The 18,811-nt window shown below is 43.3% G+C and carries 14 protein-coding genes, 3 tRNA genes and 1 other annotated feature; of the genes, 1 reads left to right on the forward strand and 16 read right to left on the reverse strand.

Annotated features, from left to right (window positions below; genetic code table 11):
• Nucleotides 1–82: 82 nt before the first annotated feature.
• Nucleotides 83–1,366 (reverse strand): adenylosuccinate synthase, encoded by a 1,284-nt coding sequence (locus AB5213_RS13440; RefSeq protein ID WP_055157598.1) that lies wholly within the window; start codon nucleotides 1,364–1,366, stop codon nucleotides 83–85.
• A gap of 219 nt (nucleotides 1,367–1,585) precedes the next feature.
• Nucleotides 1,586–3,172 (reverse strand): cardiolipin synthase, encoded by a 1,587-nt coding sequence (gene cls, locus AB5213_RS13445; RefSeq protein ID WP_172676493.1) that lies wholly within the window; start codon nucleotides 3,170–3,172, stop codon nucleotides 1,586–1,588.
• A 250-nt stretch (nucleotides 3,173–3,422) separates the two neighbouring features.
• Between cls and AB5213_RS13450 the strand changes: the two genes are divergently transcribed.
• A complete protein-coding gene (locus tag AB5213_RS13450; protein ID WP_055157596.1) occupies nucleotides 3,423–3,755 on the forward strand; it encodes a hypothetical protein in 333 nt (110 codons plus the stop codon).
• Nucleotides 3,756–3,848: 93 nt separating this feature from the next.
• On the opposite strand, the gene AB5213_RS13455 is transcribed toward AB5213_RS13450, so the two are convergent.
• The 14 genes from AB5213_RS13455 to AB5213_RS13520 all read right to left on the reverse strand — a co-directional run bounded on the left by AB5213_RS13455 (nucleotide 3,849) and on the right by AB5213_RS13520 (nucleotide 18,737).
• Nucleotides 3,849–5,513 carry a glutamine--tRNA ligase/YqeY domain fusion protein gene (locus tag AB5213_RS13455; protein WP_055246595.1) on the reverse strand — a complete coding sequence of 555 codons (1,665 nt, stop codon included), beginning with the start codon at nucleotides 5,511–5,513 and terminating at the stop codon, nucleotides 3,849–3,851.
• A 206-nt stretch (nucleotides 5,514–5,719) separates the two neighbouring features.
• Nucleotides 5,720–5,792 (reverse strand) — tRNA-Thr (locus tag AB5213_RS13460).
• Nucleotides 5,793–5,864: 72 nt separating this feature from the next.
• The gene (locus AB5213_RS13465) at nucleotides 5,865–6,503 is read right to left on the reverse strand and encodes a sigma-70 family RNA polymerase sigma factor (protein ID WP_156339406.1); all 639 of its coding nucleotides are present in this window, start codon (nucleotides 6,501–6,503) and stop codon (nucleotides 5,865–5,867) included.
• Between the two features lie 12 nt (nucleotides 6,504–6,515).
• Entirely contained in the window at nucleotides 6,516–7,265 is a 750-nt protein-coding gene (gene rlmB, locus AB5213_RS13470) for a 23S rRNA (guanosine(2251)-2'-O)-methyltransferase RlmB (RefSeq protein ID WP_055260992.1), read from the reverse strand.
• 1 nt (nucleotide 7,266) lies between these two features.
• Nucleotides 7,267–7,734 (reverse strand): Mini-ribonuclease 3, encoded by a 468-nt coding sequence (locus tag AB5213_RS13475; protein WP_055157593.1) that lies wholly within the window; start codon nucleotides 7,732–7,734, stop codon nucleotides 7,267–7,269.
• Complete coding sequence (cysS, locus tag AB5213_RS13480; protein ID WP_055157591.1) at nucleotides 7,719–9,125, reverse strand: cysteine--tRNA ligase; 1,407 nt, start codon at nucleotides 9,123–9,125, stop codon at nucleotides 7,719–7,721. Before cysS ends, AB5213_RS13475 begins: the two co-directional genes overlap by 16 nt.
• A gap of 20 nt (nucleotides 9,126–9,145) precedes the next feature.
• A complete protein-coding gene (gene epsC / locus AB5213_RS13485; protein ID WP_008374760.1) occupies nucleotides 9,146–9,820 on the reverse strand; it encodes a serine O-acetyltransferase EpsC in 675 nt (224 codons plus the stop codon).
• 52 nt (nucleotides 9,821–9,872) lie between these two features.
• Nucleotides 9,873–10,113 (reverse strand) — a binding site (T-box leader).
• 60 nt (nucleotides 10,114–10,173) lie between these two features.
• On the reverse strand, nucleotides 10,174–11,304 hold the full coding sequence (locus tag AB5213_RS13490; RefSeq protein ID WP_055246599.1) for a GNAT family N-acetyltransferase: 1,131 nt from the start codon (nucleotides 11,302–11,304) through the stop codon (nucleotides 10,174–10,176).
• Nucleotides 11,305–11,341: 37 nt separating this feature from the next.
• A complete protein-coding gene (gene ispF, locus AB5213_RS13495) occupies nucleotides 11,342–11,893 on the reverse strand; it encodes a 2-C-methyl-D-erythritol 2,4-cyclodiphosphate synthase (protein ID WP_008374755.1) in 552 nt (183 codons plus the stop codon).
• Between the two features lie 3 nt (nucleotides 11,894–11,896).
• A complete protein-coding gene (locus AB5213_RS13500) occupies nucleotides 11,897–12,430 on the reverse strand; it encodes a hypothetical protein (protein ID WP_055246601.1) in 534 nt (177 codons plus the stop codon).
• A 382-nt stretch (nucleotides 12,431–12,812) separates the two neighbouring features.
• Nucleotides 12,813–12,886, reverse strand: a tRNA-Met gene (locus tag AB5213_RS13505).
• A gap of 106 nt (nucleotides 12,887–12,992) precedes the next feature.
• Nucleotides 12,993–13,065, reverse strand: a tRNA-Val gene (locus AB5213_RS13510).
• A 267-nt stretch (nucleotides 13,066–13,332) separates the two neighbouring features.
• A complete protein-coding gene (gdhA, locus tag AB5213_RS13515; protein ID WP_055157580.1) occupies nucleotides 13,333–14,667 on the reverse strand; it encodes an NADP-specific glutamate dehydrogenase in 1,335 nt (444 codons plus the stop codon).
• Nucleotides 14,668–14,978: 311 nt separating this feature from the next.
• Entirely contained in the window at nucleotides 14,979–18,737 is a 3,759-nt protein-coding gene (locus tag AB5213_RS13520) for a phosphoribosylformylglycinamidine synthase (protein WP_117823988.1), read from the reverse strand.
• Nucleotides 18,738–18,811: the final 74 nt, after the last annotated feature.

Genomic DNA, 18,811 nt, shown 5'->3' on the forward strand with positions numbered 1-18,811 from the left:
TATGAACTATAACTACTGTTGTATTCATAAGCAAAGGACGCATGAAAAACTTTCGTTTTTTCACACGCCCTTTTTTATATTCCTATTTATTTCTGAAGATGATATCATGTCTTCCCGGTCCATTAGAAACCATTGTGATCGGATATCCGATTTCTTTTTCGATAAACTCAATGTAGTTTCTGCAGTTCTCCGGAAGATCTTCGTATTTCTTGATTCCTCTGATGTCGCATTTCCATCCCGGAAGTGTCTTGAATACTGGTTTTGCTTTCTCAAGAAGATGTGTTGTCGGGAATTCTGTTGTAACTTCTCCGTCAATCTCGTATCCTACACATACCGGAATTTCATCCAGGTATCCAAGTACATCAACAACAGTAAATGCTACATCTGTAGCTCCCTGCATACGGCATCCATATTTGGATGCTACACAGTCAAACCATCCCATACGTCTCGGGCGACCGGTTGTTGCGCCGAATTCCCCGCCGTCTCCACCGCGTCTTCTAAGTTCATCTGCTTCTTCGCCAAAAATCTCACTTACAAAGGCACCTGCTCCTACTGCACTTGAGTATGCTTTACATACTGTAACGATCTGTTTGATCTCATACGGCGGGATTCCAGCACCGATCGCACCATAAGCTGCCAGTGTAGAAGAAGAAGTTACCATTGGGTAAATTCCATGATCCGGATCCTTTAATGTTCCAAGCTGTCCTTCAAGAAGGATTTCTTTTCCTTCCTTGAGGGCTTCGTCAAGATACAGAGAAACGTTACATACATACGGTGCTACCATTTCTTTGTATTCCATCAGTTCGTTATATAAATCATCAGGATTGATTAACGGTTTGTGATAAAGGTGTTCCAGCATAACATTCTTCTGCTCTGCTACACGATTTACCTTTTCTCTAAGTTCAGCTTCGTCTTCAAAAAGCTCGCTGATCTGGAAACCGATCTTTGCATACTTGTCTGAATAGAACGGTGCAATACCAGACTTTGTAGATCCGAACGACTTTCCGCCCAGTCTCTCTTCCTCATATGCATCAAAATTCTTGTGATAAGACATCACCATCTGTGCACGGTCTGACACCAGAATCTTCGGCATCGGAACATCTCTGTCAATGATTGACTGGATTTCCTTGAAAAGAACCGGGATATCTACAGCGACACCATTGCCGATGATACTGGTTGTATGTCCGTAGAAAACTCCTGACGGTAATGTATGAAGAGCGAATTTGCCGTAATCATTGATAATTGTATGTCCGGCATTTGCTCCACCCTGGAAACGAATGATAATATCTGCTTTTTCGGCAAGCATATCTGTGATCTTACCTTTTCCTTCGTCTCCCCAGTTCGCACCTACTACTGCTTTAACCATAATAAATCCTCCTGCGTGTTCTTGGCTATCTGTGAAATATCTCCACAGTGTCATCCCTCTTTTCATCGGGATAACTCCTACTTATAAATATAATCAATGTCCCTTATAAAGACACCGATTGAATTATACTACATTTCAAATAAAAAGTACACTCTTATTTTCAGCTACTTCCCGAAAATTCCGCATTTTTCTTGATTTTACTGCTCTCTGAGTGTTTTCCTACATCAGCGGTGCCACAATTCTTAAAACCTGACCATATATTTTCACAAAAGTGCTCCGGTTTCTGACCTCCGTCATCGTCACCTTCTGGCATTTTGCAAGGGTCTCCTGGAAATCTTTTTCAATATCACGCACCACCGGATTGCGGTAAATGAAAACACCGCATTCAAAATGCAGATAAAGACTACGGTAATCCAGATTGATACTGCCTACTGTCGCCGTATCATCGTCTGAAGTAAATACTTTCGCATGGACAAATCCAGGCGTATATTCATAGATCTCTACCCCGCCTGCGATCAGTTCCTCATAATAAGTCTTCGCAAGATAAAATGCATACGGCTTATCCGGAATATGTGGCATAATAATCTGCACTTCTATTCCACCTTTTGCAGCTCTTGTCAGCGCATCAATCATCTCATTGTCCAGGATCAGATACGGTGTCATAATATGCACATACTTCTTGGCATGATTCAGGATGTGAAAATACACTTCTTCTCCTACATTCTCATGGTCAAACGGACTGTCTCCATATGGGATGATGTAACCGTCTTTGCGGCTGAACCCCGGCTGCTTTTCTGTCAGATACTTTGCATAATCCTCCGGCTGTCTCTCCGTAATATTCCACATCTGCAGGAACATCATGGTAAAACTCTGCACGGCATCGCCTTCGATTTTGATCGCTGTATCTTTCCAGTGTCCGAACCGGACTTTCTTGTTGATATATTCATCTGCCAGATTGACACCTCCGGTAAATGCAACCTTTCCGTCAACCACACAGATTTTCCGGTGATCCCGGTTATTCTGGCTGGTAGAAAGGATGGGTACGATCGGTCCAAATTCCTTGCACTGGATTCCATATTCCCTGAGCTGCTTCGGATACTCATACGGCAAAAGGCTGATACTGCAGGTTCCGTCATACATCAGGCGTACTTCCACGCCCTCTTTCACCTTTTTACGCAGGACCTCCAGGACAGTGTCCCACACATATCCTTCTCCGATAATAAAATATTCCATGAAAATAAATTTTTCTGCCTTATTCAATTCCTCGATCAGAATCGGAAATTTGTCATCTCCCAGTGGAAAATACTGTGCCTGTGAGTTCCCATAAGTCGGAAATCCCACCTGGTTATAAAGAAAATGTGACAGATTGGCATTCGCAACCCTTCCACCTTTCATCGCATGGACAACATATTCATTCTGCTGCATATAAGGTTCAGTCTCCACTCGAAGCTTCTCCAGTCTGGCACCCAGATATTTGGTTCCGATCCCTGCTTTTGTAAACAGATAAAATCCAACTCCAACCACCGGGACAAGGAACACAAACAGGATCCACGTCATCTTAAACGCCGGATTCCCTTTTTCATTAAAAATATAAATCGCTGTAATAAAGGAGAGAAGGGACATCACTCCGTTCATATAGGTACTGTAATTTCCCAGATATGTAAAAGTGAGGACCATAATACCAATCTGAAGAAGGATTAGTAAAAGAATAATTGCAGTATGGCTGTACACTGCACCAAATAATTTGTTCTTGGCACGTTCTTTGACTGTCTTACTGGTATCATGGTATTTTGTAATTTCTCTCATGCGCGGTCTTCCTCTCTTTAGATACTATTGTATATCGTAACACAATTTTTATTCTTTCACAACATTCCCGCTGCTTATAATCGTACAACACTTCCTTATTTTTGTTGTTTTTCTGGTTCTTTTATAAATATTTTACTTTCCCTTTTCAAATAAAAGTATTACAATAAAATTATTCATGTATACTATATTTCATGACGAACTATCTCATCTGCCATATCTGACAGGACGAGATCAAGAAAGGAGCAGCAACATGGCTAAAAATTTTGGTAAAATCCTGCTCGGACTGACTGCCGCAGGCGCAGCTGGTGCCGGTGCATATTACTGGTTAAAGAACCGACATAATGAAGAACCGGAAGACGAGTTCGATGACTCTTTTGAAGAGGATGATTTTGAACTGGATGATGATCTTGGCGAAGTGCCTGAGCGTGGTTACACAACTCTTACGCCAACATCTGCAAAAGAAGAAGCTTCTGAAGAGCCTGTAGAAAAAAATAAAGATGCAGAAACCGAATCAGAAAAAGCAGCTTCCCAGACGCAGGAAGATGATTCCGAAGAATCCGCCCCTGCTTCTGAAGAAATTTAAAAAAGCACTTTTCTTGCAGATTATCATTTTCTGCATAAAACAAAACCCGGAAGAAAATTTATTTTTCTTACCGGGTCTTTTATTACCATTCCGTTATTTTGGAAGTCTAAACGAACTCTTCAGCGAAACGATTCTGTTAAATACCAGATGTTCTTTAGACGAATCATGAAAATCCACGCAGAAATATCCCTGACGTACAAACTGGAAGCTTTCATATGCTTTTGCATCTGCAAAGTTTGATTCTACAAAGATTTCTTTCTCTGTAAGAGAATTCGGATTCAGGTTCAGGGAACCGTCTTCTTTATTGTAGACACCCTTTTCTTCGTCGATCAGATTCTCATACAGTCTTACGGTTGCCGGAAGTGCTGTACTTGCCTCTACCCAGTGGATCGTTCCTTTTACTTTTCTTCCTGTGAATCCGGAACCGCTCTTTGTCTCCGGATCATAAGTACAATGTACAACAGTTACATTACCATCTTCATCCTTTTCAAATCCTGTACAAGTTACAAAGTAAGCATTCATCAGACGTACTTCGTTGCCTGGGAACAGACGGAAATATTTCTTCGGAGGCTCTTCCATAAAGTCTTCTCTCTCAATATAAAGCTCTCTTCCAAATGGAAGCTGACGGCTTCCAAGTTCTTCATTCTCAAGATTATTCGGTGCATCCAGATATTCAATCTGTCCTTCCGGATAGTTATCGATCACAAGCTTGATCGGATCAAGAACTGCCATCATACGTGCTCTCTTAAGCTTCAGATCCTCACGGATGCAGTACTCGAGCATTGCATAATCTACAGAGCTCTGTGCTTTGGAAACTCCACACAGGTCAACGAACATCTTGATAGATTCCGGTGTGAATCCACGGCGCCGAAGTGCTGCGATAGAAACCAGTCTCGGATCATCCCATCCGTCTACGATCTTATCTTCTACAAGTTTCTTGATGTAACGCTTTCCTGTAACTACGTTCGTCAGGTATAATTTTGCAAATTCGATCTGACGCGGTGGATTTGCAAATTCACATTCTCTTACTACCCAGTCATAAAGCGGTCTGTGATCTTCAAATTCCAGTGTACAGATAGAATGAGTGATTCCTTCGATTGCATCCTCGATCGGATGTGCAAAGTCATACATCGGGTAGATGCACCACTTATCACCGGTATTATGATGTGTCATACGGGCTACACGGTAGAGGATCGGATCTCTCATATTGATATTCGGTGATGCCATATCTATCTTCGCACGGAGAACCTTCTCTCCGTCTGCATACTTGCCTGCACGCATATTTTCAAAAAGCTCCAGGTTCTCTTCCACACTTCTGTCACGGTACGGGCTGTCCTTTCCCGGCTCTGTCAGAGTTCCTCTGTACTCACGGATCTGATCCGCTGTCAGGTCACAGACATAAGCTTTTCCTTTCTTGATCAGTTTGATTGCATACTCATACATCTGATCAAAATAATCAGATGCAAAGTAAAGGTGATCTCCCCAGTCAGCACCCAGCCATTTGATGTCGGCTTTGATGGATTCTACGAACTCTGTCTTTTCCTTTGTCGGGTTGGTATCGTCAAAACGCATATGGAATGTTCCGTTATATTTCTGTGCAAGTCCGTAGTTTAAAAGGATAGACTTTGCATGTCCGATGTGAAGGTATCCATTCGGTTCCGGTGGAAAACGGGTACATACATGATCGTATACGCCTTCTGCAAGATCTTTTTCAATTTCCTGTTCTATAAAATTCTTTGATACAGCTTCTTCTGCCATTGAAGTTCCTCCTCGCATCTCTCTATTACTTCATAATCTGCCATTATATGGCAGTCTTTTTCTTGTCATGCATCTCAATCATTGTCCTGTGGACAGTTTTGATTCATGTCCTTTAGTTTATCACACTTTCCACACACGGACAAGTGAAAAAAAAGCAGACATTGTACCTTCCAACCGGAAATACAACTCTGCTTCTTAAATATATAAGCTGCCTAGCGGAATCGAACCGCCGACCTCCGCCTTACCAAGGCGACGCTCTACCGACTGAGCCAAGGCAGCCTGCGCATTTTCGCGACTCATTTAATATAGCATATCACTGCTTTGCTTGTCAACAATTTTAAAACTATATTTTTACTTTTTTTCAGACCGGCGCATTTCTTCCAGAAGCTGGCGTGCTTTCGCTTTGATCCGCTGCAGGGCATTGTCGATCGTCTTCGGACTTTTGTCCATAAATTCTGCAATATTCATATATTCCATTCCCTGCAAATGAAGATACAGCACCTTTCGCTCCAGCTTACTTAATTTTTCTTTCAGTTCCTCTTCAAATGCATTCGTATACTCTTCTCCAAGAATCATCAGCTCCGGATTACTCTCTTTCCCTGCTTCGATCGTATCTACTATAGAAAGCCCGTTCTCCTCCGGATTGTCACTGGCAGATGCGTAAATCGACACATAGGAATTGAGCGGCAGATGTTTTTTCCGCTGTGAAGCCTTAATCGCCGTATACATCTGGCGTGACACACAAAGTCCGGCAAAACTTGAAAAGCTTGCACCTTCTTTCGGATCATAATCCTGCACCGCTTTAAAAAGACCGATCATCCCCTCCTGGATCAGATCGTCATTTTCTCCGCCCCACAGATACATGGCACGCGCTTGTTTGCGTACCATGTCTTTGTATTTTTCCATCAGATAATCCGTGATCTCGGTCTTACCTTCCCGAAGCAGTTCAATCAGCTGCTCATCCGTCATTTTCCCCAGATCCATTTTCATTCTCCGATTTTCCTAACTCATGCGCTGACGCACGATCTCATAGGCAAGGACACCTGCTGCCACAGACGCATTCAGGGAGTCAATATCTCCCTTCATCGGAATGGCTGCCGTCATATCACAGGTTTCTTTTACCAGACGTCCAACACCTTCGCCTTCGTTTCCGATCACCAGACCAATCGGTCCTTTCAGATTCACGCGATACATCACATCCCCATTCATATCTGCACAGACGAACCAGAGTCCCTTTTCTTTCAGTTCTTCCATGGTTTTCACCAGATTGGTAACTTTTGCTACCGGTGTGTAATTCAGCGCACCTGCTGATGTCTTTGCAACGGTTGCAGTAAGACCTGCTGCGCGGTGCTTCGGAATGATCACACCATGCGCACCTGCAAGATTGGCAGTACGGATGATCGCGCCGAGATTATGTGGATCCTCAATATTGTCCAGAAGGATCAGAAAAGGATCTTCCCCTTTCTGTTTTGCAAGCTCCAGCATATCTTCCACCTGCGCATACTCGTAAGCCGCTGCCTGTGCAATGACCCCCTGATGTCTTCCGGTCTCTGAAATCTGGTTCAGACGTTCTTTGGTTACAAAATTCAGGATCGTATCATGCTTTTTTGCTTCTCTTACGATACTTCTGATCGGTCCGTCCTGACATCCGTCAAGAATATATACTTTGTCAATCGGTTTCCCGGAGCGAAATGCTTCCATTACTGCATTTCTTCCCTCGATCTGCTGACTGTTCATCTTTTTTTCTTCCATTCTATTTCTCCTGCTTCTTTTCTTCTTCGCATTCGCTTAAGTGATCCAGACCGATCTTGATCAGATCTGCCATTCTTTTCCATTCTCTTTTCAGGTAAAGCCATCCCATCAACGCTTCAAATCCGGTTGCACGTCGGTAATCGGTCAGTGACTGGTTCTTTGCCGGCGATACTGATTTAGCATTTCGGCCTCTTCTGTAAACAGCATGCTCTTCTTCAGTAAGCAATGGCTGAAGGACACGCATCATCTCTGACTGGGCAGACGCCTGCACCATACTGCTTGTCTCCTGATGTAATTTTTTTACCTGTTTATTTCCTTCGCTGATCACCTTTGTCTTGATGATCAGATCATAAATGCTGTCCCCTATATAAGCCAGGGTAAGAGGTGAATAGCCTTCCGGCTCCACCTCTTTCATCTCAAGCACTTCTTTTATATAGTCAGCAATTTCAAATTCTACGCTTTTTTCCATTGTACTCCTTCTCTGGTATCCTTCAGGATAATTCCCTTTTCCAGAAGCTCGTCACGGATCGCATCGGCTCTTGCAAAATCTTTTGCTTTTCTTGCTGCCTGACGCTCTTCGATCAATTTCTCAATATCTGCATCCAGAAGTTCTTCCTTCTTATCCAGGATCAGTCCAAGAACATCACCGAGTTTTACGATTCTGTCCAGTAATCCCCGGAGATATTCCTTTGAGCTTTCTGCTGTCGCAGTGGTATTTGCATATTTTACAAGTTCAAAGATTGCTGCGATTGCGTCTGCTGTATTGAAATCATCATCCATTGCTTTTTCAAATTCTTCTACATATGCATCAGTTTTTGAAAATGCTTCTTTTTCTTCGGCACTCATCTCTTCTGCTGCCACTGAAGCGATAAGATGTTTCAGATTATCGGTTGCATTGAGAATTCTCTCCAGACCGTTCTTGGATGCTTCCATCAGCTCTGCACTGAAGTTCAGCGGGCTTCTGTAATGTGCGCTCAGCATGAAGAAACGAAGCACCTGGAGATCATACTGCTCGCTGATCTCTCTTACCGTACGGAAGTTTCCGAGTGATTTTGACATCTTGCGGTTGTCAATGTTCAGGAATGCATTGTGCATCCAGTATCTTGCAAATTCTTTACCGTTAGCGGCTTCACTCTGTGCGATTTCATTTTCATGATGTGGGAATATCAGATCTTCTCCACCTGCATGGATATCAATCTGTTCACCAAGATATTTCCTCGACATCACAGAACACTCAATATGCCATCCCGGACGTCCATCTGACCAAGGTGACTTCCAGAAAGGTTCTCCTTCTTTTTTCGGCTTCCAGAGTACGAAATCCAGCGGATCTTCTTTTTCATCCTCACCGCTTACCAGAAGAGAACGTCCACCGGAACGGAGATCATCCAGATTCTTGTGGGATAATTTTCCATAGTCTTTGAATTTTCTTGTGCTGAAATAAACGGTCCCGTTCTTTTCATAAGCATAACCCTTGTCGATCAGTTCAGAGATCATCTCTACCATACCGCAGATCTCCTCTGTAGCAAGCGGATGCTTGGTTGCAGGTTTTACATTCATTCCTGCCATATCTTTTTTGCACTCTGCAATATAGCGCTGTGAAATTTCCTGCGCGGATACCTGTTCTTCAATTGCCTTTTTGATGATCTTGTCATCCACATCTGTGAAGTTCGATACATAATTGACATCGTATCCTTTGTATTCAAAATAACGGCGGACGGTATCAAATACGATCATCGGTCTTGCATTACCGATATGGATGTAATTGTATACGGTCGGTCCGCAGACATACATTCTTACCTTTCCTTCTTCCAGAGGAACGAATTCTTCTTTCTTTTTCGTAAGTGTGTTAAATACTTTCATAAAGCTACTCCTTCTTTTTTCTATGCTTCCTCGATTATTTTTTCTTTCGCGAGTTTTTCTTTCAATGCTTTCAGCTCTTTCTTCAGACGGATATTGTCAGTCTGAAGCTGACGGATATCATTCAATACCGGATCTGGCAGATGGATCTGATCCAGGTCAGCACTCGGAACTTTCTGGTCACCCATGCGTACAATTCTTCCCGGGACACCGACAACGGTACAGTTCGGAGGTACTTCCTCGATAACAACAGATCCTGCTCCGATCTTGGAATTCTTTCCGATCGTAAAGGAACCGATGACCTTCGCACCGGCACTGACCATGACGTTGTCTTCCAGCGTTGGATGGCGCTTGCCCTGCTCTTTTCCTGTACCACCCAGGGTTACCCCCTGATACAGTGTAATATTATCGCCCAGGATTGCAGTCTCGCCGATGATAACGCCGCTTCCATGGTCGATGAAAAGTCCTTTTCCAATGGTTGCTCCCGGATGGATCTCGATTCCTGTTTTTCTTACACCACGCTGCGATACCCAGCGCGCCAGAAAATAATGCTTTTTCAGATACAGCTTATGTGCAATCCTGTAATGAAGCATTACCTTAAAACTTGGATACAGAAGTACTTCTATATCCGATTTGATTGCCGGATCTCGTTCTTTTACTACTTTGATTTCTTCTTTGATATAGGAAATAACTCCCATTTCATTCACCTCTGATTTGGAATTTCCTGTGAAATTAAAAAACTCCGTCTCAAAAAGAGACGAAGTTTCCGCGGTTCCACTCTAAATTAAAAGCAGTTATCCTGCTTTTCTCTCACGGCCTGTAACGTCTGCCACACGTACCCGGCTACTTGTAAAATCTTCACTTTCACGTTCGCCCGGTCAACTCCCGAATGCACTTCATCATCCCTGCTCCCGGATCTGCTTTCAGCCGATGACAGATCCTCTCTGATGGAACTCTGAGGATAACTACTCTTTTCGTTCTCCGTCTTTTCAGTTTTATTCATATCTAGTACATATAGTATGCGATTTTTTCTTTTTTGTCAACCCGCTTATCAGACAATCTCGTTGATAAAAACAGGAGAAAACGGCATCAATTTACTGATTTCTTCTTTGAATTCTGCTGAAAAGATCTCCTTTTCTTCCTCTTCAATCTTTTCCAGCTCTTTATAGCCAAATACAATCGATGTAAGCGCATCAATACTGATCTTCTGCACAGCATCATCTTTGCCGGTGTGTGCTGTCCTTGTCCGGACTACAAGATGTTCTTCATTGCCTTTTAGCATAAACAGACGGTTATTCTCCCGGATAATCGGATCATACAGAACAAACTCCAGATCCATCTCTTCTTTGCACACCATTGAAGACAGAAGACTTTCTACATTCAAAAGCCGTGCCATGATCAACGGTTTTTTCTTTTCTTCTTTTTTGAGGATGACTCCTGCCTTATCAAAAACATCTTCATATCCCTTTCGGATCAATGGTTCTCTTACTGCAAGCCCATCTTCTTCATCAAAAACAAGGATTCCTCGCATCTCTCCATCCTGCTCTGCGATCAGGATTCCGCCTTTTTCACTTTCCTCTTCCTTCAAAAGGCGCATATAATAAGCTGCATCCCGCTTGGTATATACCTGTATTTTCTGTTTTTCCAGAACTTCTTCCGCAAAATCCCCCAGCTTTTTACAGTCTTTTTCCTCTGCCTTTCTGAGTCTCACGCCGGAATCGTTCTGCAATTCCACGATCTTCTGTATTGTCAGTTCTTCCCCGTCTGTTCCTTTTGCACTCCACACATCGGCTGCATAAATAAACCGGTAATTATGTGGATAGTAAATTTTCTCACTTGCGGGCATCAGGAAAAAGAATGGCATTTTTTGCTGATACAGATCTCTTGCTGTCTTGCTTAATAATTCTGCCATATAACCTCTGTGCCGATAAAGAGGCTCTGTTGCAACTGCAACAATGTATCTGCTCTCTACTGCCTTTTTCCCCATCTGTATTACATAAGGATTCAGCTGCATCATCGCCCGGATATCGTGATCTGTCTCAATCACATAGATTTCGTTATTCTTCGTCTTTTCTGTGTAATAATAGTCCAGAAATTCTTTCGTATCTTCTGTAAATACCTGTTCCCACAGTGTTCTTGTAAGCCCACGTTCTTCCGGCTTCAGTTTTTTCAGTATCTTCATTTTACTTTTTCGCCGTGCCTTTCTATTCAGACTTGATCTACATCTGTCTTGCTGCACAACCTCCACAGCCTGCGCAGCCACCTGCAGGTGCTGCTACGTCTACACTGCTGAAATTAGTCAGTTTTTCGATTGCACAGATTGCCTGGGAAGAAATTCCTTCCCCACTTCCGGTAAATCCAAGACCTTCTTCCGTCGTTGCCTTGACATTTACCTGATTCGTTTCAATATGCAGTGCTTCTGCAATATTCTTTTCCATCTGCTCGATATGTGGGCGCATCTTCGGTCTCTGCGCAATGATCGTCGCATCAATATTCTCAATTACATACATATGATCATCCAGCAGCTTTCCTACATGCTCCAGAAGCTTAATACTGGAAATTCCTTTGTATGCAGGATCTGTATCCGGAAAATGCTTTCCGATATCTCCAAGTGATGCCGCCCCAAGCAGGGCATCCATGATTGCATGCAGAAGTACGTCTGCATCCGAATGTCCAAGAAGCCCCTTTTCGTATGGGATCTCCACCCCACCAAGGATCAGCTTTCTTCCTTCTGTCAGTTTATGAACATCATATCCCATTCCAACACGCATCTTCTACACTTCTCCTTCCTGTCTGGCATCTGCTTTTTTGTCGCTCTTTTCTTCCGGCACATCTTCTGCTTTCTTATCTTCTTTTTCCTCCACAGTTTTCTTTTCTTCGTCTTTTACCGCTTCTGTATCATCTTCTGCTTTCTTTTTCTCTTTTTCAACGTCTTCCGCTTTTTCTTCAGCAGCTGTTTCTTTCCTTTCCTCTTTATCCGCAGACTTCTCTTCTTTTGTATCAGCTCCTACATGAACGTCTGCAACTCCTTTCCCTGAAGAAACCTTTTTTGCCGCTTCTTCGTCATCTTCGTTTTCTTCTGCCCCTGCAGTTGTACCCTGAATTTCTGCCTTTGTCTCTTTTACGATTGTTCTTATATTCCAGATAATCGTAGCCAGTCCAAACAGTGCAAAAAATACTCCGACCAGAATAAAAAGGATCTGGTTTTTCGGTTCTCCGACAATTGTGTCCTGCACAAGTGAAATGCCGGTATATACCAGATATGCGCCGATTGCAGCCATGATGATCTGCTTTGTCTTAGATGTCATATGAAAATTCCTCCGTTTTGTCGTAATCTAGGGATATTTTATCACATCTTGGGGGGATTGCATAGGTTTTGTTGGGATACAGACGAAATGGAGCGGGTTCAGAGGGGACGCAGGAGGAGAAAACGGCAGCGCTTGGGAGCGACTGCCTGGGAAATGTTGAGTTTAAGCACCTATGCAATTGGGGATTTATCAATGGCTTTTGTATTGGAGGGGTACTTTGTTGGGAAATTTTAAGGCAATGGATCGCTTGTAGTTTAATATTTGTGAATTTTATAGTTTGAGTATAAAAGTTGGAATATGGCAAATGATATTCAGCGTTTTCATGAATGATAATATAGATATAACGCAAAAAGAAGCCCCACACAAGGACTCCTTCTTGTAGTAGCGGGAACTGGATTTGAACCAGCGACACCGCGGGTATGAACCGCGTGCTCTAGCCAACTGAGCTATCCCGCCATATAATATGTTTTTGTGCCAGCTCTTCAGAGCCGTGTGCATCGCACGAAGTGCTCGTCACATTTCGCGTTCAATGTTTTCGACTTTAAAAAACTTTCTCGCGAAATGGGACCAATAGGGCTCGAACCTATGACCCTCTGCTTGTAAGGCAGATGCTCTCCCAGCTGAGCTATGATCCCATGTGTTCGTCCGTTTTACAACCGACTTCGTTATTATACAATTATCTACTTCTAAATGTCAACTATTTTTTTCATTTTTTTGTTTTATTTTTACCATTTTTCATTCGATACCATTGAACAGACAAGCGCCGGAAAAAGAATCGTTTGGATTCTTTTTCCAGCGACCGCCCACACAACCTATATCATTCAACATTTTCGCATAAATCAGAAAAATCTCCGGATTGCTCCGAAGATCTTTCTGATTATATTTTACATAGAGGATATGTCTTATACAATTCCCTGAGCCTGCATTGCGTCTACAACTTTTTCAAATCCGGCAATGTTAGCACCTACTACATAGTTTCCTTCTGCTCCATAACGTTTTGCTGCGTCTGCTGCGTTATGGCAGATATTTACCATGATGTTCTGAAGTTTTGCATCAACTTCTTCGAATGTCCAGCTGAGACGTTCGCTGTTCTGTGACATCTCAAGTGCTGATGTAGCAACACCACCTGCATTAGAAGCTTTACCAGGTGCGAATATTACACCGTTCTCCTGCAGATACTGTGTAGCTTCCAGTGTGGTAGGCATGTTAGCTCCTTCTGCTACTGCAATGCATCCGTTTGCAACAAGCTGTTTTGCATCTTCAAGATGAAGTTCGTTCTGTGTTGCGCAAGGAAGAGCGATATCAACTTTTACTGACCATACACCGCGTCCTTCATGATATTCTGAATTTGGACGGTAATTCTTGTATTCTGTAAGTCTTGCTCTCTTCACTTCTTTGATTTCTTTCAGTGCTGCAACATCGATTCCTTCCGGATCATAAACCCATCCTGTAGAGTCGCTGCATGTTACAACTTTTGCACCCAGCTGCTGTGCTTTTTCAATTGCGTAAATAGCAACGTTACCGGCTCCGGAAACAGCAACTGTCTTGCCAGCGATGTCTTTTCCTGCAAGTTTGAGCATTTCGCGTGTAAAATACAGAAGTCCGTATCCTGTAGCTTCTGTACGTGCAAGGGATCCACCATAGCTGAGTCCTTTACCTGTAAGAACACCTTCTGATAATCCACGGATTCTCTTGTACTGTCCGTACATATATCCGATCTCTCTTGCACCTGTTCCGATATCTCCGGCCGGTACATCTGTGTCTGCTCCGATATATTTGCAAAGCTCTGTCATAAAGCTCTGGCAGAATGCCATAACTTCACGATCTGATTTTCCTTTCGGATCGAAATCTGATCCACCTTTACCTCCACCGATCGGAAGACCTGTCAGAGAGTTTTTGAAGATCTGTTCGAATCCAAGGAATTTGATAATTCCGATATTTACTGAAGGATGAAGACGCAATCCTCCTTTATATGGTCCAATTGCACTGTTAAACTGTACACGGTATCCTGTATTAACCTGAACCTGACCTTTATCATCTACCCACGGTACGCGGAATTTGATCTGTCTTTCCGGCTCAACGAGTCTTTCAAGAAGAGCGTCTCTTCTGTATTCTTCTTCATGAGCTTCTACAACTGCACGAAGAGATTCCAGAACCTCTTTTACTGCCTGATGAAATTCTGGTTCATCTGGGTTTTTCTTTACTACAAGTTCAATTACTTCATCAACATAAGACATACTACTCAATACCTCCTGAATGTTCTTTTACAAAAATGTGACTTTGCACACTTCTTTGCTAAAAAAAGAGGGACAAACAAATGTCTGTCCCTCCGGAACACCTTTGTTCTTTAACAGAGTAAAGCATTCAGGCGCCTGTGTCAAGATTTTTTTTCATATTTTTCAATTTTTATGAATTTCCACTACATTTTTGTTTCAAATACAGCTGATTTTCATTTTTTTTCTTGATACTTCTTCTCTTTTTTGCAAGTTCGTGTCGACAATCTTGCATTTTCGTCTCATTCGAAGCATTTTATGCCAGATTTCCCGTCTTATTTGAAATATTTCACACCGGATTCAAAGATCTTCATATCCTGCTCACCATAAATATTGATTGCCACGGAATCTGCACGACGTTCTGAATGTGCCATCTTACCAAGCACACGGCCATCCGGACTTGTGATACCTTCAATTGCGCGATAAGAGCCATTGACGTTCCATTCTTCGTCCATAGATACATTTCCATCAAGGTCACAGTACTGTGTTGCAACCTGTCCGTTTGCAAAGAGCTTGTCAAGCCATTCTTCACTTGCAACAAAACGTCCCTCTCCGTGGGATGCCGGATTGGTATAAACTCCGCCAAGCTCTGCCCCCTGCAGCCATGGTGACTTGTTGGTAACAACTTTCGTGTAAACCATCTTGGAAATATGGCGTCCGATGGTATTGTAGGTCAGTGTCGGAGAATCCGGTGTCTGTCCCACAACTTCTCCGTAAGGAACCAGACCAAGTTTAACCAATGTCTGGAATCCGTTACAAATACCAAGTACAAGACCATCTCTTTCGTTCAGAAGTTTTTCTACTGCTTCTTTGAGTTTTGCATTCTGGAATGCAGTTGCAAAGAATTTTGCTGAACCATCCGGTTCGTCACCGGCTGAGAATCCGCCCGGGAACATGATGATCTGGGATTTTGCAATTTCTTTTTCAAATGTATTCACAGAATCTACGATATCTGCTGCATCCATGTTACGGAATACTTTTGTGATGACCTTTGCACCTGCTCTTTCAAATGCTTTTGCACTGTCATACTCACAGTTTGTTCCCGGGAATACCGGAATAAATACAGTCGGCTGTGCAATCTTGTGTCCGCAGATCACAATGTCTTTTGTATCATACAGCGGAGATTCTACCTTTTCGTCAGAAGCTTCGTCAGATACCGTACGGAATACCTGTTCCAGAGTTCCTGTCCATGCATCTTCTGCTTCTTTCAGTGTGATTTCTGTATCTCCAAATGCGAATTTCGCATCATCTGTCACTTCACCGATCACAGTGTAAGAGATGGAGAGTTCTCCTACCTTGTCTGCCGGAACTTCTGCTACGATATCACCGAATGCAGGTGCAAAAAGTTCTCTTGCATCCATGCTGTGTTCGATCTTCACACCCATTCCGTTACCGAATGCCATCTTGCTGACAGCTGCGATCACTCCATGACGGTCAAGTGCGTAAGCAGATACGATCTTTCCGTTATGGATATCATCAGCGAACTTACCGTATTGATCCATTACCTGTTCATATACCGGCAGCTCGTATTCATCTTTTTCAATCTTCATCCATACAAGCTTATTACCTGCTTTTTTCAGTTCCGGAGTAATGATATCTCCTTCTTTGGCAATGTCAACTGCAAAGGATACCAGTGTCGGCGGTACATCGATATGTTCAAATGTTCCGGACATGCTGTCCTTTCCTCCGATTGACGGAAGTCCGTAAGCAATCTGTGCCTTATATGCACCAAGCAGTGCTGCAAATGGCTGACTCCATCTTTCCGGATCCTCTGTCATTCTGCGGAAATATTCCTGGAATGTAAAACGGATCTTGCTGTAATCTCCACCACAAGCCACGATCTTAGCCATAGACTCTGTGACAGCATAGACAGCTCCGTGATACGGACTCCAGCTTGACAGATACGGATCAAATCCATAACTCATCATCGTAACGGTATCGCATTTACCATGCATAACCGGAAGCTTTGCAACCATACTCTGTGTCTCTGTCATCTGGTATTTTCCACCGTGAGGCATGAAAACCGAGCCTGCTCCTATGGATCCGTCGAACATCTCAACCAGACCTTTCTGCGAGCATACATTCAGATCTTTCAGAGTATCCAGCCATTTTTCTTTTACATCGCCAACCTCAACCTGTTTCTTAAGGATGGTATCTTCTCTTGAAGGAATATCAACTTTAACCGTTGTCTCCTGGTGTGCACCGTTAGTGTTCAGGAAGGCACGGGAAATATTTACAATCTCTTTTCCTCTCCATGAAAGAACAAGTCTCGGATCTTCGGTAACAACTGCAACCTTTACCGCCTCAAGATTCTCTTCTTTTGCATAGCCAAGGAATTCATCTACATCCTTCGGATCTACCACAACAGCCATACGCTCCTGGGATTCAGAAATTGCAATCTCTGTTCCGTCAAGACCTGCATATTTTTTCGGTACTTTGTCCAGATTGATCTGAAGACCATCTGCAAGTTCTCCGATTGCAACAGATACTCCGCCTGCTCCGAAGTCATTACACTTCTTGATCAGCTTGCTGACTTCTTCTCTGCGGAACATTCTCTGGATTTTACGTTCAGTCGGCGCATTACCCTTCTGAACCTCAGCTCCACATGTCTCGATGGATTCTTCGGTATGAACTTTGGAAGAACCGGTTGCTCCACCACAGCCATCACGTCCGGTACGTCCGCCAAGAAGAATGATGATATCTCCCGGATCCGAATTTTCACGGATAACTGCACGTCTCGGAGCAGCACCCATAACCGCACCGATCTCCATTCTCTTTGCCACATAATCCGGATGATAGATCTCTTTTACCAGTCCGGTTGCAAGTCCGATCTGATTACCATATGAGCTGTATCCATGTGCTGCACTACGCACCAGTTTCTTCTGCGGCAGTTTTCCTTTCATCGTCTCTTTTACAGATACGGTCGGATCTGCTGCACCGGTTACACGCATTGCCTGGTATACATAAGTACGTCCTGACAGCGGGTCACGGATTGCTCCACCAAGGCAGGTAGCTGCACCACCAAATGGTTCGATCTCGGTCGGATGGTTGTGCGTCTCGTTCTTGAAGTTGACAAGCCACTCTTCTTCCACACCATCTACTTCAACCGGGACAACGATACTGCAGGCATTGATCTCATCGGATTCTTCCTGATCCTGAAGTTTGCCTTCTTTTTTCAGCTTCCGCATTGCCATCAGTGCAAGATCCATCAGGCATACAAATTTGTCTTCGCGTCCTTTAAAGATCTCACTGTGTGTCTGAAGGTATTCTTTATAAGTATCTTCCATCGGCTTTCTGTAATCGCCATCACCGAAGGATACTTCTGTAAGTTCTGTTGAAAATGTAGTATGACGGCAGTGGTCAGACCAGTAAGTATCCAGAACACGGATCTCTGTCATAGATGGATCTCTGTGTTCCTCCCCTTTGAAATAATTCTGGATGTGCTGGAAATCCTTGAATGTCATAGCAAGTCCAAGAGAACTGTATAACTCTTTCAGTTCCGCTTCCGGCATATCTTTGAATCCGTCAAAAATCTTTACATCTGCAGGTTCCTCGAATTTCGTAACCAGTGTCTCCGGTTTTTCAAGTCCTGTCTCTCTGGAATCCACCGGATTGATGCAGTGCGCCTTGATAGCTTCCATCTCTTCTTCGCTGATCTCACCTTCGATCACATAAGTGGTCGCTGTCTTGATAACCGGCAGCTCATCCTCTTTGATAAACTGTACGCACTGAACAGCAGAATCTGCTCTCTGGTCAAACTGTCCAGGAAGAAATTCTACAGAAAAAATGTGGTCACTTTCTTCGCGCGGGAAGTCCTCTCTGTAAAGCACATCTACCGGTGGTTCTGCAAACACACCGTTGCATGCTCTTTCAAATGTTGCATCAGAAAGATTTTCCACATCATAGCGGATCAGTACACGTACATTCTTCACCGTCTTAATTCCAAGATAACTCTTCACCTCATGGCGAAGTTCTTTAGCCTGTACTGCAAATTCTGGTTTTTTCTCCACATATACACGTTTTACGCCCATAATTTCCTCCATTAGCTTTGGTAGTAATATTGAAACCGCATGCCTTGATCCGGCATAACGGCAGTTTCCTCGATTTT

This window comes from Coprococcus sp. RTP21204st1_G4_RTP21204_210225 (assembly GCF_040915385.1).
Lineage (GTDB): Bacteria > Bacillota > Clostridia > Lachnospirales > Lachnospiraceae > Allocoprococcus > Allocoprococcus comes.